Origin of the sequence: Micromonospora sp. PLK6-60, assembly GCF_019890675.1 — a bacterium.
In the GTDB taxonomy this organism is placed as follows: Bacteria; Actinomycetota; Actinomycetes; order Mycobacteriales; family Micromonosporaceae; genus Micromonospora.
Window position 1 is genome coordinate 146,862 of record NZ_JAIOAA010000009.1, and the last position, 13,891, is coordinate 160,752.

15 protein-coding genes are annotated in these 13,891 nt (G+C 73.9%); 12 read left to right on the plus strand and 3 right to left on the minus strand.

The window, feature by feature from the left end; all coding sequences use genetic code 11:
• The first annotated feature begins 7 nt into the window (after positions 1 to 7).
• Positions 8 to 613 (plus strand): FMN-binding protein, encoded by a 606-nt coding sequence (locus K7640_RS30620; RefSeq protein WP_222956180.1) that lies wholly within the window; start codon positions 8 to 10, stop codon positions 611 to 613.
• A gap of 47 nt (positions 614 to 660) precedes the next feature.
• Positions 661 to 1,395, plus strand: coding sequence for an FAD:protein FMN transferase (locus K7640_RS18850; RefSeq protein ID WP_222956246.1), 735 nt, complete (start codon positions 661 to 663; stop codon positions 1,393 to 1,395).
• A 47-nt stretch (positions 1,396 to 1,442) separates the two neighbouring features.
• On the opposite strand, the gene K7640_RS18855 is transcribed toward K7640_RS18850, so the two are convergent.
• Positions 1,443 to 2,114 carry a bifunctional DNA primase/polymerase gene (locus K7640_RS18855; protein ID WP_222956181.1) on the minus strand — a complete coding sequence of 224 codons (672 nt, stop codon included), beginning with the start codon at positions 2,112 to 2,114 and terminating at the stop codon, positions 1,443 to 1,445.
• A gap of 205 nt (positions 2,115 to 2,319) precedes the next feature.
• Between K7640_RS18855 and K7640_RS18860 the strand changes: the two genes are divergently transcribed.
• From K7640_RS18860 to mctP, 7 genes are all read left to right on the plus strand, one after another.
• Entirely contained in the window at positions 2,320 to 3,552 is a 1,233-nt protein-coding gene (locus tag K7640_RS18860; protein WP_222956182.1) for a helix-turn-helix domain-containing protein, read from the plus strand.
• A 16-nt stretch (positions 3,553 to 3,568) separates the two neighbouring features.
• A complete protein-coding gene (locus tag K7640_RS18865; protein WP_222956183.1) occupies positions 3,569 to 4,147 on the plus strand; it encodes a flavoprotein in 579 nt (192 codons plus the stop codon).
• A 39-nt stretch (positions 4,148 to 4,186) separates the two neighbouring features.
• Positions 4,187 to 5,062 (plus strand): Nif3-like dinuclear metal center hexameric protein, encoded by an 876-nt coding sequence (locus K7640_RS18870; protein ID WP_222956184.1) that lies wholly within the window; start codon positions 4,187 to 4,189, stop codon positions 5,060 to 5,062.
• Positions 5,052 to 5,789, plus strand: a complete 738-nt coding sequence (locus tag K7640_RS18875; protein ID WP_222956185.1) for a zinc ribbon domain-containing protein — start codon at positions 5,052 to 5,054, stop codon at positions 5,787 to 5,789. Before K7640_RS18870 ends, K7640_RS18875 begins: the two co-directional genes overlap by 11 nt.
• Positions 5,790 to 5,793: 4 nt before the next feature.
• On the plus strand, positions 5,794 to 6,912 hold the full coding sequence (locus K7640_RS18880) for a bifunctional RNase H/acid phosphatase (RefSeq protein WP_222956186.1): 1,119 nt from the start codon (positions 5,794 to 5,796) through the stop codon (positions 6,910 to 6,912).
• Between the two features lie 139 nt (positions 6,913 to 7,051).
• Positions 7,052 to 7,309 carry a DUF3311 domain-containing protein gene (locus tag K7640_RS18885; protein ID WP_222956187.1) on the plus strand — a complete coding sequence of 86 codons (258 nt, stop codon included), beginning with the start codon at positions 7,052 to 7,054 and terminating at the stop codon, positions 7,307 to 7,309.
• Between the two features lie 58 nt (positions 7,310 to 7,367).
• Positions 7,368 to 9,023 (plus strand): monocarboxylate uptake permease MctP, encoded by a 1,656-nt coding sequence (gene mctP / locus K7640_RS18890; protein WP_222956188.1) that lies wholly within the window; start codon positions 7,368 to 7,370, stop codon positions 9,021 to 9,023.
• Between the two features lie 83 nt (positions 9,024 to 9,106).
• Here the strand turns inward: mctP and K7640_RS18895 are convergent, their stop codons facing one another.
• Positions 9,107 to 9,586: a MarR family winged helix-turn-helix transcriptional regulator gene (locus tag K7640_RS18895; RefSeq protein ID WP_222956189.1), complete on the minus strand. Its 480-nt coding sequence runs from the start codon at positions 9,584 to 9,586 to the stop codon at positions 9,107 to 9,109.
• Between the two features lie 58 nt (positions 9,587 to 9,644).
• On the opposite strand from K7640_RS18895, the gene K7640_RS18900 reads away from it, so the two are divergent.
• On the plus strand, positions 9,645 to 10,868 hold the full coding sequence (locus K7640_RS18900; protein ID WP_222956190.1) for an MFS transporter: 1,224 nt from the start codon (positions 9,645 to 9,647) through the stop codon (positions 10,866 to 10,868).
• An 82-nt stretch (positions 10,869 to 10,950) separates the two neighbouring features.
• Here the strand turns inward: K7640_RS18900 and K7640_RS18905 are convergent, their stop codons facing one another.
• Positions 10,951 to 11,712 (minus strand): sulfite exporter TauE/SafE family protein, encoded by a 762-nt coding sequence (locus K7640_RS18905; RefSeq protein WP_222956191.1) that lies wholly within the window; start codon positions 11,710 to 11,712, stop codon positions 10,951 to 10,953.
• A 157-nt stretch (positions 11,713 to 11,869) separates the two neighbouring features.
• Here K7640_RS18905 and K7640_RS18910 point away from each other — a divergent pair, with 157 nt between their 5' ends.
• Both K7640_RS18910 and K7640_RS18915 read left to right on the plus strand, forming a co-directional pair.
• Entirely contained in the window at positions 11,870 to 12,382 is a 513-nt protein-coding gene (locus K7640_RS18910; RefSeq protein WP_222956192.1) for a SigE family RNA polymerase sigma factor, read from the plus strand.
• A complete protein-coding gene (locus K7640_RS18915; RefSeq protein WP_222956193.1) occupies positions 12,379 to 13,809 on the plus strand; it encodes a hypothetical protein in 1,431 nt (476 codons plus the stop codon). The genes K7640_RS18910 and K7640_RS18915 overlap by 4 nt, the downstream gene beginning before the upstream one ends.
• Positions 13,810 to 13,891 lie beyond the last annotated feature (82 nt).

Below are 13,891 nucleotides of genomic sequence, written 5' to 3' on the forward strand. Positions count from 1 at the left end.
CCCCGTCATGCGTCGCGCGCTGTTCGCCATCACCGGTCTGGCCGCCGGCACCACCGCGCTGGTGGTGCTCAAGGGTTCCCCCGCCGCCACCCCGGTCGCGGCCGGGGAACTGCCGGCCGGGACGGTGGCGGTGCCGGGGGAGTCCGCCCCGGCGAACCGGGCGGCGACCCGGCCACCGTCCGCGCGGCCCAGCGGCACCCCCGCGCCGAAGGCGAGCGCCAGCCGTACCCCCCGCCCGAAGCCCACCGCCAGCGCCACCACGAAGGCCACCACCAGCGCGCCGCGGCGGACCACCGCCGCGCCCCGGACCACCACGGCCGCCCCGCCGGCGACCAACCGCAAGGTGACCGGGCCGGTGGTCACCAACGAGTTCGGCAACGTGCAGGTGCAGATCACCGTCTCCGGCACGAAGATCGTCAACTGCGTCGCCCTGGAACTGCCGTCCGGCGGCCAGTCCGGGCAGCGCAGCGACCGGGTGGACGCGGCGTACAGCGGCACCTCGGGGCAGGTGGTGCAGCGGCAGAGCGCCAGCCTGGACACCGTCTCCGGGGCCACCTACACCAGCCGGTCGTACCAGCAGTCGTTGCAGGCCGCGCTGGACCAGGCCCGCTGATGACCGCCGCCGCGACCCGGCCCGGCCTGCGCCGGGTCGAGCAGGTCATGGGTACGGCGATCAGCCTGGACCTGGCCGACGACCTGCCCGCCGCCACCCTGCGCGAGCTGGCCGACGAGGTGTTCGGCTGGCTGCGCGAGGTGGACGCCCGGTTCAGCACGTACCGGGCGGACAGCGAGGTGTGCCGCTTCGACCGGGGCGAGCTGTCGTTCGCGGAGACCTCCGCCGACCTGCGTACGGTGCTGGAGCGCTGCGCCGAGCTGTGGGGCGCCACCGACGGGTTCTTCGACGCGTACGCCACCGGGCGGCTCGACCCGTCGGGCTACGTCAAGGGCTGGTCGGCGCAGGTCGCCTCGGACCGGCTGCTCGCCGCCGGGGCGGCCAACCACTGCCTGAACGCCGGCGGCGACGTGCGGGTACGCGGCCACTCCGCCGCCGGCCGGCCCTGGCGGGTCGGGGTGCGGCACCCGTGGGAGCCGGCCGCCACCTGCCTGGTGCTCACCGGCACCGACCTGGCGGTGGCCACCTCCGGGGTCTACGAGCGCGGGCCGCACGTGCTCGACCCGCGGCGCGGCGCGCCCGCCCGGGGGCTGCGCTCGGTCACCGTGGTCGGCGCCGATCTCGGGCTGGCCGACGCGTACGCCACCGCCGCCGTGGCGATGGGCCCGGCCGGCATCGGCTGGCTGGACCGCCTCCCCGACCACCGGCACGCCATCGTCACCGACGACGCCCGCCTGCTGCACTCCACCGCCCTGCCGCTGGAAGGAGGGGCCCCTTCTTAACGCATTCGGTAGCGGAAGGGCCCCCGGTTAACACCTCGGACCGATGGTCAGCTCGCCCGGCGCGGCAGCGGAAGGTGGTGCGGGAGGGAGTCGGGCGGCAGCGCGACCCCGGCGGTCCGCAGCGTCTCGATCAGCGCGTTCTGCACCAGGTACGAGTCGGGCACCTGCCAGCGGGCCTGTTCCGGGGCGACCGCCCAGCGCACCACCCCCTCCGGCAGCCGGGTGGGCGGCGCGGGCACCCACGAGCCGGGGCCGTGCCGCACCACCTGGTAGCAGTGCTCCAACTCGGGGCGGAGCGGGTCGCCGGGGCGGACCAGGAACATCCAGCGCCCGGTGGGGGTGACCAGGACCGGTCCGCGTACGCCCGCGCCGGCCGGGTGGGAGCGGACCGCCTCCAGCACCTGCCGGCCGAGGTGGGCCGGCACCTCCAGCACGTCGAACGCGCGCCCGGTGGGCAGCAGCACCCCGTGCGGGCGGCTGTGCCACCAGGTCGCCACCCGGGCCGGGTCCCGGCTCGCGCCGTGCTCCCAGTCCTCCAGCGCGGGGTGGCAGCCGACCGTCGGGCAGCCCGCCCGGCCGCAGACGAACCGGCTGCGCGCCAGGCAGGCGCCCGGGGTCACCTCCCAGCCGTGCACGGCGTAGCGCACCGCGACCCGGCGCAGCCGGACCCGTTCCAGTGGTGTCAGTTGGACGACACGTGGACCGACATTCCCCCACATTGGTGCGATCTCCCTCCGCCCCGAAGGTCGAGAGCCGTCGGAGCACGCGTCGAACCCCGTCACTGCCTTGATCCGCGGTCGTTGAGCTGACGAACGGCTGATGCAAGTTGCACGAAAACTACGAGGACAGTCCTTACGGCTGACGTACAGGCTGTGCGACCAGCGAAAACCTGGAGACGGACGGCGGCGCGGGAGGGATGGGCGGATGGACGAACTACCCATAGGTCGCCGGGTCGCCTACTGGCGCGGTCGCCGCAAGATGTCCCAACAGGTCTTCGCCGACCGGCTCGGCAAGTCCAAGAGCTGGGTCGACAAGATCGAGCGCGGGGTGCGCCGGCTGGACAAGTTCTCCGTCGTCTACGAGATCGCCGACATCCTCGCCATCGACGTCCAACTGCTGCTCGGCAAGGACCCGGAACGCCGGACCGACGCGTTGAACTGCATCGACCAGGTCGAGGTCCAGGAGATCCGGGCCGCCCTCGAACGGTACGACTCGATGAGCGCGTACTTCGACGCGGCGCCGTACCCGCCACCGCTCGTCGACATGCGCAAGGCGGTCAACCACGCCTGGCTGACCTACCAGTACGGCCGCTACGGCATGCTCACCCGGGCGCTGCCCAAGCTGCTGCGCGACGCCCAGGCCGCGGACGCCGGTTACGGCGGCGGGGACCCGGCCCGGGAGGCGGCCCACCTGCTCGGGCAGGTCTACCAGATCGCCTCGTCGGTGCTGCGCAAGCTGGGCGAGTGCGAGCTGGCCTGGCTGGCCGCCGACCGCTCGATGGCGGTGGCCCAGCGCGCCGACGACCAGCTGCTCGCCGGCATCGCCACCACCCGGGTCTGCAACGCGCTGGTCGCGATGGGGCGCCCCCGGCCGGCGCTGGAGCTCAACGTGGCCATCGCCAACCGGCTCGCCCCGGGCGGCGGCAACGACGCCTCGCCGGCCCGCCTCTCCGTCTACGGCATGCTGCTGCTCCAGGGGGCGATGGCGGCCTCCCGGATCGGCGACTCGGCGACGGTGGACGACCTGCTCAACGGCGCCCAGGAGGCCGCCACCCTGCTCGGCGGCGACCACAACCACTACTGGACCTCGTTCGGTCCGACCAACCTGGAGCTGCACCGGGCCGCCGCCGCGGTGGAGCTGGGCGACGGCGGCCGGGCGGTGGAGATCCACCAGCAGCGCATCCCGGAACCGGACTTCAACGCGCTGCTGCCCGAGCGCCGGGCCCACCACCTGCTGGACATCGCCCGCGGGTACGCGCAGATCGGCGATGTGGCGAACGCCGGGGAGATGCTGCTGCGCGGCGACCGGCTGGCGCCGTCGGAGGTCCGCTGCCGGCCGATCGCCCACGAAGTGATGTCGGACGTCCTCCGTCGCACACGGGGTGCGCCGCCTCCGCCGATTGCGGAGTTGGCTGAACACATGGGAGTGGGAGTGTGAACGCGGTGCCCGCCGGATGAGCGGCACCCGCAGCAGTGGGCGCCGGCCGGTGCTCTACGCCATCGCCTGCGGCTCGCCGTTGGCCCGGGACGTCGGCCGCCTGGTGGAGCTGGCCCAGCACGACGGCTGGGAGGTGTGCGTCGTCACCACGCCGGACGGGGCGAAGTTCGTCGACCGGGCCGCGCTGGCCCGGCAGACCGGCCACCCGGTCCGGACGCACTACAAGAACCCCGGCGACCGGGACGTGCTGCCACCCGCCGACGCGATGATCGTCTGCCCGGCGACGGTCAACACGATCAACAAGTGGGCGGCGGGGATCACCGACACCCTGGCGCTCGGCCTGCTCTTCGAGGGGCAGGGCCGGGGCCTGCCAGTGGTGGCGGTCCCGTTCACCAACGCGGCCATGGCCGCCCACCCGGCCTTCCGGGCCGGTCTCGACCGGCTGGCCGACTGGGGGACGACGGTGGTCTTCGGCGACCACGTCGTCCCGCTGCACCCGCCCGGCACCGGCGAGCGGCACCTGCACACCTTCCCCTGGGAGCTCGGGCTGGCCGCGCTGCGCGACCGACCCGAGTCGGTCAGCCCGGCCGCCTGAGGGGTGGACCGGCCGCCCGCGCCGGTAAGCTGACCCGCCGTGAGCCCATCCGCGTCCCCGCCGCCGACCGTCGCCGACGTGGTGGCCGAGCTGGAGCGGTGCTACCCGCCGGCCTGGGCCGAGGAGTGGGACCGGGTCGGCCTGGTGCTCGGCGAGCCGTCCGCCCCGGTGCGCCGGGTCGCCTGCGTGGTCGACGTGGTCCCGGAGACCGTCGCCGAGGCCCTCGCCGCCGGCGCGGACATGATCGTCGCCCACCACCCGCTGCTGCTGCGCGGCGTCTCCTCGGTGGCCGCCACCACGTACAAGGGGCGGATCGTGCACCAGCTCATCCGCAACGACGTGGCGTTGTACGTGGCGCACACCAACGCCGACACCGCCAACCCGGGCGTCTCCGACGCCCTCGCCGCCCGGTTCGGGCTGACCGGGCTGCGCCCGCTGCACCCGGCCCCGGCGGGCAGCGCCGCCGCCGGCGACGGGCGGGGCATCGGCCGGATCGGCGAGCTGCCCACCCCGCTGACCCTGGCCGAGCTGACCCGGCGGGCCGCCGCGGTGCTGCCCGCCACCGCCTGGGGCGTCCGCGCCGCCGGCGACCCGGACCGCACGGTGCGTACCCTTGCCGTCAGCGGCGGCTCGGGGGACAGCTTCCTGGCCGCGGCGACCGCCGCCGGGGTGGACGCCTTCCTCACCGCCGACCTGCGCCACCACCCGGCCGGCGAGCACCTGGCCGCCGGTGGCCCCGCCCTGCTGGACGCGGCACACTGGGCGACCGAGCGACCCTGGCTGGACGACCTGGCCGGCCACCTGCGGGCCGCCCTGGGCGTCGAGACGACCGTGTCCGACCTGGACACCGACCCGTGGACCGTACACGCCACCGCACCCGCGGCGGACGACAAGGAGCGCGACCGTGAAGGCTGACCCCAAGGACCAGCGCCGCCTGCTGGACCTCCAGGCCATCGACACCTCCCTGGCCCAGCTCGCCCACCGCCGTCGTTCGCTGCCGGAGAAGGCCGAGCTGGAGGGGCTGGCCCGGGAGCTCTCCGCGCTGGAGGACGAGCGGGTCCGCGCCCAGGTCGCCGTGGACGACCTGGACCGGGACATCGCCCGGTTGGAGAAGGACGTCGAGCAGGTCCGGGCGCGCAAGGACAAGGACCAGGCCCGGCTGACTGCCGGCAGCGGCCCGGCCCGCGAGCTGGAGGCGATCCAGCACGAGCTGGCCTCGCTCCAGCGCCGGCAGGGCGACCTGGAGGACGCCGAGCTGGAGCTGATGGAGCAGCGGGAGACCGCGCAGGGCGTGCTCGACGGGATCGAGGGGCGGCTGGCCGAGGCGCGGGAGCGGCGCGCGGCGACCGAGCAGCGCCGCGACGACACCCTGGCCGAGATCGGCCGGGACGAGGAGTTCAAGCGGTCCGCGCGCCAGCCGGTCGTCGCCGACCTCCCGGCCGACCTGGTCAAGCTGTACGACAAGATCCGTGAGGACACCGGCCTGGGCGCCGCCCTGTTCACCGGCGGGCGGTGCGGCGGCTGCCGGCTGGAGCTCTCCGGCGCGGACCTGGCCCGGATCCGCAGGGCGGACCCGGACGACGTGGTGCGCTGCGAGGACTGCCGCCGGATCATGGTGCGTACCAACGAGTCGGGGCTGTAGACCGGTGGCGGTGCGCGCGGTGCTGGTGGAGGCCGACGGCGGGTCCCGGGGCAACCCCGGGCCGGCCGGCTACGGTGCGGTGGTCCGCGACCCGGCTTCCGGCGAGGTGCTGCTGGAACGCTCCGAGGCGATCGGCACCAGCACCAACAACGTCGCGGAATACCGCGGGCTGATCGCCGGCCTGGAGGCCGCCGCCGAGCTGGGCGCGGTCGAGGTCGAGGCGCGGATGGACTCCAAGCTGGTGGTCGAGCAGATGTCCGGCCGCTGGCAGATCAAGCACCCGGGGCTGCGCCCGCTCGCCGCCCGGGCCGCCGCGCTGGCCGACCGGTTCGACTCGGTGCGGTTCACCTGGATCCCGCGCGACCGCAACCGGCACGCCGACGCCCTGGCCAACGCGGCGATGGACGCCGCCGCCGGCAAGCCGGCCAGGCCGGTCGAGCCGGTCGAGGCCGCCGACCCGGCCACCGCCAAGCCGTCCTGGGAGCCCCGGCCCACCGACACCGCCACCCGGCTGATCCTGGTCCGGCACGGCGAGACCGAGTGGACCGTGCAGGGCCGCTACGCCGGCCGCGCCGACGTGCCGCTCTCCGACCGCGGCCGGGCCCAGGCCGCCGCCACCGGCGCCCGGGTGGCCGAGCTGGCCCCGTCCGTCGCGGCCGTGGTCAGCTCCCCGCTGTCCCGGTGTACGGCGACCGCCGAGGCGATCGCCGGGGCGCTGGGCGGCCAGCCGGTACGCCGGCAGGACGACTGGGTGGAGTGCGACTTCGGCGCCTGGGACGGCCGGACCTTCGCCGAGGTACGCGAGGGCTGGCCGGGAGAGCTGGACGCCTGGCTCGCCTCGACCCGGGTCGCCCCGCCCGGCGGCGAGTCGTTCGCCGCGGTCGCCGAGCGGGTGGACCGGGCGGTGGTGGCGCTGCGCGAGGCGTACCCGGGGGAGACCGTGGTGGTCGTCTCGCACGTCTCGCCGATCAAGCTGGCGCTGCGCGACGCCCTGGCCGCCCCGGACGCCTTCCTGCACCGGCTGTACCTGGACGCGGCCGGCATCTCGGTGTTCGACATGTGGCCCGACGGCGGCGTGGCCGTCCGTACGGTCAACGACACCGCCCACCTCGTCACCCGTTGAGTCACCGGCTGCCGCCGTTCGGCGCAGCCGGCACGCCGTTCGGCGCACCACCACCTCCGCATTGAACGTGATCGCTGTCACACGGTCGTAGCCTCCGGCCGTCACCTGGCGAGCTACGACAACTCCCGGAGGTGTGTCCATGACAGCACCCGACCCGGAGGCGCCCGAGGCGCCCACCGCGGCGCGGTCGAGGGCGAAGGACCGCAGCCCCTGGAACTGGCTGCTCTTCATCCCGATCGTGGTGCCCCTGATCCCGGCCTTCTTCAACGGCGACTCGCCGCGGTTGTTCGGCTTCCCGCGCTTCTACTGGCTCCAGCTGGCCTGGATCCTGCTGGGCGTCACCACCACCACGGTGGTCTACCAGATGACCAAGAAGAAGCGGGGTGGTGGGCGGTGAGCGCGAGGAATGAGCCGGGCCTGCGAGTCCCGCAGTCGCGAACGAAGGTGGTGCTGTGATGTGGCGGGACCATCTCACCGAGATCATCGTCTTCAGCGCGCTGTTCCTGCTGGTCAGCGCGATGGGCTTCGTGGCCGCCCGGTGGCGCGCCCCGAAGGACATGGCGCACCTGGACGAGTGGGGGCTGGGCGGGCGCAACTTCGGCGGCTGGATCACCTGGTTCCTGGTGGGCGGTGACCTCTACACCGCGTACACCTTCGTGGCGGTGCCGGCGCTGATGTTCGGCGCGGGCGCGGCCGGCTTCTTCGCCGTGCCGTACACGATCGTCATCTACCCGATGGTCTTCCTGGTGCTCTGCCGGCTCTGGTCGGTGTCGCACCGGCACGGCTTCGTCACCCCGGCCGACTTCGTCCGCCGCCGGTTCGACTCGCCGGTCCTGGCGCTGCTGATCGCGATCACCGGGATCGTGGCCACCATGCCGTACATCGCGTTGCAGCTGGTCGGCATCGAGGCGGTGCTCAAGACGATGGGCGTGACCGGGGAGAGCGCGCTGGCCCGGCACCTGCCGATCATCATCGCGTTCGCCATCCTGGCCGCGTACACGTACCAGTCCGGGCTGCGGGCGCCGGCGCTGATCGCCTTCGTCAAGGACTCGCTGATCTACATCGTGATCCTGGTGGCGGTCCTCTACCTGCCCTACAAGCTCGGCGGCTGGGGCTCGATCTTCGACGCCGCCGACGCGAAGTTCGCCGCCTCAGCGAACCCGAACGACGGCGTCCTGCTCAACGCCAACAACCAGCTCCAGTACGTCACCCTGGCGTTCGGCTCGGCGCTGGCGCTGTTCCTCTATCCGCACAGCATCACCGGCGTGCTGGCCAGCCGGAACCGTGACGTGATCAAGCGGAACATGTCCGCGCTGCCGGCGTACAGCCTGCTGCTCGGGCTGATCGCGCTGCTCGGCTTCATGGCCATCGCGGCCGGGGTGAAGCCGCTGCCGGGCGCGAAGGAGGGCAGCGTCGACAGCAACACGGTGGTGCCGGTCCTGTTCGACCAGCAGTTCCCCGACTGGTTCGCCGGCGTCGCGTACGCCGCCATCGGCATCGGCGCGCTGGTGCCGGCGGCGATCATGTCGATCGCGGCGGCGAACCTGTTCACCCGCAACATCTACAAGGAGTACCTGAAGCGGGACGCCAGCCCCGCGCAGGAGGCGAACGTCTCGAAGATCACCTCGCTGGTGGTGAAGGTCGGCGCGGTCGCCTGCATCGTCTTCCTCGACCCGCAGTTCTCCATCGACCTCCAGCTCATCGGCGGCGTGATCATCCTCCAGACGCTGCCGGCGGTGGCGCTGGGCCTCTATACCCGCTGGTTCCACCGGGGCGCGCTGATCGCCGGCTGGGCGGCCGGGATGGGGCTGGGCATGTGGATGCTCTACCAGATCCCGAACGCCGCGACCGGGCGCAAGCACTTCGGCGGCTCGGCGTTCCCGCTTGCCGACTTCGGCTTCGACACCAAGAAGACGATCTACGTCGGCATCGTCGCCGTGCTGGTCAACCTGGCGGTCGCGGCGCTGGTGACGCTGGCGCTGCGGGCCGGCAAGGTGCCCGACGGGGTCGACGGCACCGAGCCGGACGACTACTTCGTCGACGAGAGCGACCCGCGGGTCACCCCCGGCCCCGAGCGCGACGCCGACTCCGCCCGGGAGCCGGTCGCCTGAGGCGTTAGGAGGGGGCCCTTGTTATCGCGTACGCGATAACAAGGGCCCCCTCCTAGCAGCGGCAGCGCGACCGCCGAGCGGGGTCAGCGGCGGCGGGCGCGGGACTCCAGGGCCTCGTTGAGTCGGCGCAGCATCTCCGCCAGGGTCGCCCGGTCCGCCGGGGCCCAGTCGGCGAGCATCTCGCCGTAGAGCCGGGCGCGGGCGGCCTGCACGGCGGCCATCCGTTGCAGCCCTGCCGGGGTGGGGGAGATCACCGTGCCGCGCCCGTCGGCCGGGTCGGGCGCGCGGGCGATCAGTCCGTCGCGTTGCAGGGCGGAGACCTGCCGGGTGACCGTGGACCCGTCCAGGTTGAGCCGGGCCGCGAGGGCGGAGACGTTCTGCGGGCCGGTGGCGTCCAGGTGGCGCAGGATCACGTACGCCGCCCGGTCCAGCACCCGGTGCTCGGCGCTGCCGGTCGCCCGTCGGGTCGCCTCGCCGAGGCGCATCAGCATGGCCACCTCGGTCTCGATCCGGCCGAGGGTGACGTCGTCCGGGGTGGTGGCCGGCTCGTGGTCGTCGGTCATGGCTGTATGATACAACCGAATTAACTGTACGATACAGCTATCTGTCTGGAGGCGCGGAGTGGATCGGCGTACCGAGCCCAACCGCAGTGCCATCTACGCCACCACGCTGGTGGCCTTCCTCGCCATCGCCGGCATCGCGGTGGTCGACCCGATCCTGCCGGCCATCGGCGAGGCGATCGGGGTCACCGCCTGGCAGGTCGAACTGCTGTTCACCGCGTACATCGCGGTGATGGCGGTCGGCATGATCCCGGCGACCCTGGCCAGCGGGAAGTTCGGGTTCAAGCCGGTGCTGATCACCGGCGTCTCGGTGGTCGGGGTGGCCGCCATCCTGGCCTCGTTCAGCGGCGACATCGTGCAGCTGTCGGTGCTGCGCGGCGTCTGGGGGCTGGGCAACGCGATGTTCTTCGCCACCGCCATGGTGGTGCTGGTCAACCTGGCCAACGACCGGGAGTGGGTGGTCGGCCTCTTCGAGACCGCCCTCGGCCTCGGCTTCGCGGTCGGCCCGCTGCTCGGCGGCCTGCTCGGGCACATCAGCTGGCGGCTGCCGTTCTTCGTCTGCGGCGTGTTCATGGTGCTGGCGCTCGGCGTCGCCGCCCGCAAGCTGCGCGAGCCGGCCAACCGGCAGGCGCCCGTACGGGTGGGTCAGATCTTCGCGACCTACCGCAAGCCGGCGTTCATCGCCCTCTGCGCGGTGACCGCCGCCTACAACTTCGTCTTCTTCGTGGTGCTCGGCTACACGCCGCTCTTCCTGCACCTGGACGTGGTGCCGCTGGGGCTGGCCTTCACCGCCTGGGGGCTCGGCCTGGCCGCCGGCATCCTGCTGATCGGCCACCGGCTCGCCCACCGGATCGGCGCGGTGCAGACCGTCGGCGTGGCCATCACCGGCCTGCTGGCCTGCATGATCCTCTTCGCCACCTCGCACAGCACCGCGCTGTCGCTGGTGGTGCTGGTGCTCGCCGGCCTGTTCATGGGCCTGGCCAACGCCAACCTCACCGACCTGGCCCTGGGGCTCGGCTCCGGCGACCGCCGGGTGGCCACCGGCGCGTTCAACCTGGTCCGCTGGGGCGCCGCCGCGCCCGCCCCGATCATCGCCGGCAAGCTCGCCGAGCACAGCCCGGCCCTGCCGTTCTGGGTCGGCTTCGCCGTGCTCGCCGTCGGCGTGCTGGTCTACCTCGTCTTCGGGCACCTGATGGCCGCCGGCTACGGCGAGCGGGTGGTGTGGAACCGGGCCGCCCGCACCGCCGAGCACACCCCCGAGGAGCCGGTCGGCGAAGCCTACTGACCGGGTTGGCTGTTAGGACGGGGCCCTTGTTATCGCGTAGCCGATAACAAGGGCCCCCTCCTAACGCGCCGGGGGCGCGGGCTCAGCGCAGCGCGCGCCAGAGCAGGTACAGGCCGACCACGGTGCCGAAGACGACGATGACGGTCTTCAGCACCACCGGCGGCAGCCGGCGCACCAGCCGGGCGCCCGCGTACCCGCCGACCAGGGTGGCCGGCGCGACCACCGCGGCCGCCGCCCAGTTCACCGGCCCGAACAGCGCGAACACCGCCACCGTGGTCAGCCCCACCACCGCCGACAGCAGGTTCTTGATCGCGGTCACCCGGGTCAGGGTGGCGTCCAGCACCAACGCCAGACCAGCCACCAGCATCACCCCGACGGCCGCACCGAAGTAACCGCCGTACACCGTGCAGAGCGCGACCATCGCCTGCGCGGTGACCCGCCGGCGGCGCGGGCTCAGCTCGGCGGGGTGGCCGACCAGCCGGCGCAGCGGGTCCTGGAAGGCCAGTACCGCCGTCGCGCCCAGCACCAGGAACGGCACCACCACCTCGAACGCCCGCGCCGGGGTGACCAGCAACAGCACGCAGCCGGCCACCGCGCCGAGCACGGCGGTGGGCAGCAGACCCCACAGCGTACGGCCGTGCGGCAGGTCCATCCGGCTGCCCGCCACGCTGGCCAGGTAACCGGGGGAGACCGCCACCGAGTTGCTGACGTTGGCGGACACCGGGGGCAGGCCGACCGCGAGCAGCGCCGGGAAGGTGATCAGGGAACCGCCGCCGGCCGCCGCGTTCACCGTGCCCGCGGCGAGACCGGCGGCCAGCAGCAGCGCGGCGTCGGAGAGATCCATCGTGTCCCGAGGCTAGTCTCACCGGCCCGGGCCGTGGCCCGCCGGGTTCCGGGCGTTTCCCCGTGGCGCTCAACCTCGCGGGCCGGTTCGGTGTCGTACCGGGCGAGACCCACGAAGGGAGCGACAGAGGTGACCGGTGACGGCGAGGGGACGCCAGGTGGATGATCCCGACTTCCGCGAGTTCGTCGAGGCCCGCTACGGCGACCTGTTACGCACCGCGTACCTGCTGACCGGCGGCCGGGACGCGGCCCAGGACCTGGTGCACGAGGCGTTGCTGAAGACCATGCGGCGCTGGCGGCGGGTCGACGAACCGATGGCGTACGTGCGGCGGGCGATGGTCAACGAGCGAACCAACCGCTGGCGGCGGATCGGGCTGCGCGAGCTGCTGCCCGGCGCCCTGCCCGACCGGCCCCGCGCCGACGACACCGACAGCGTGGCCGAGCGGGACGAACTGCTGCTGGCGCTGGGCCGGCTGCCGGCGCGGATGCGGGCGGTGGTGGTGTTGCGCTACTGGGAGGACCTCGCCGAGGCCGACGTGGCGGCGGCGATGGGGTGCTCGGTGGGGACGGTGAAGAGCCAGGCGGCGCGGGGATTGGCCCGGCTGCGGGACGTGTTGCGACCCGGTGGCCGCCCGGCGGTCACCGACCGACTGATCGGGGAGCAGGCATGAGCGTGGACGAACTCCGGGCCGGGCTGGCCCGCGCCGCCGCGACGGTGGTGCCGCCCGAGGACCCGTACGGCCGGTTGCTGCGGCACGCCCGGCGGCGCCGCCGGGTGCGGCGGACCGCGTTCGGCGCGGCGCTCGCCGGCGCCCTCGCCGCGCTGCTGGTGGTGCCCGCGACCGGGGTCGGCGTCGGCGGCGTGACCGGCTGGCTGCGCGACGACGGCCCGACCGAAGCCGGGTACGCGGTCAACTCGCCCTGGGTGTGGCGGCTGATCGACTCCCCGACCCGGGGCAACCTGGCCGGCGACCGCCGGCTGGTCGACGAACTGACCCGGGTGTTCACCGCGGGCCGGGGCGACAGCGGCATGGGCCGGCTGCCCGAGGTGAAGGTGCTCTTCGTCCACGAGGCGGGCGGCCACCGGCAGGTCGCCGTCGCGTACCACTCGGACCGTGCCGCCGCCCTCGCCGTCCACCAGGCCCCGGCCGGTGCGACGGCGAGGCAGCTGCTGCACGGCAGCGCCTTCGGCAACGCACCCCTGCTGCCGTTCACCGTGCTCGGCGGCGTGGACGGCAACGACGTGCGGCAGGTGACCGGCCTCGCGCCGGAGGGCTGCGCCGTCTCCTGGGCCGAGACCGGCACGGTACGTCCCGACGGGACCATCGGGCGCGCCTGGCGGCCGTCCCCCACCCCCGGCTACCTGCACCTGACGGATCCGCATGTGCGCGGGTGGTGGCGGGTGGAATGCGACGGCGAGGTCCGCGAACAGGGCCCCGTCGGGTTCGGTGTCAGCGAGGTCAGCGGTCGTTCGGAGGCGCTCGCCCCACCCTCCGGTACGCCGACCGACCTCGCCGATGTCGTCGGCACCCGGGCCGCCGCGCAGAGCACGTACCGGATCCTCACCGGGGCCAGCGGCCTCGCCGCCGAGCCGGTGCTGCGCTGGAGCGGACGGCTCCCCGACGGCACCGCCGCGGCGGTGGTCACCGGCGGCACCGACGGTTCCCCGGCGTTGCTGCAACTCGGCCCGAACGGCGACGCGCTGCTGGCGCTGGCCCCGCCCGAGGACGCCACCCCGGACGACACCGAGACGATGGCCGCCAGCCGGGCCGACTGGGCGCTGGCCAGCACGGGCAGCGGATCCGGCGAGCTGACCGCCGTGCGGCTGCCGGTCCGGGCCGGCGGGCACGCCGAACTCGACGACCGGGTGCTCGTGGTGGTCCCGAAGGGGGCGACCGGGGTCGAGGCGCGGCGGCCGGACGGCTCCACCACCGTCGGGACCGTGACCGACGGCGTCGCCGTGGTGCCCCTGCCGGTCGGCAAGCAGGCCACCCTGGTGGCGCGTGACGCGCGCGGCACGACGTTGGCCAGCGCGGAGTTCCGTGAGCCGATATTCGGCCCGCGCCTCTTCGGTGAGTCCCTCCTCTCCGCCTGGTGACCCGTTGATCCTTGGCGGCTGGTGGCCCCGTTGATCCTTGGCGGCTGAGCGGTAGCGCCCACGGCGTGTCGTACCGCTCAGC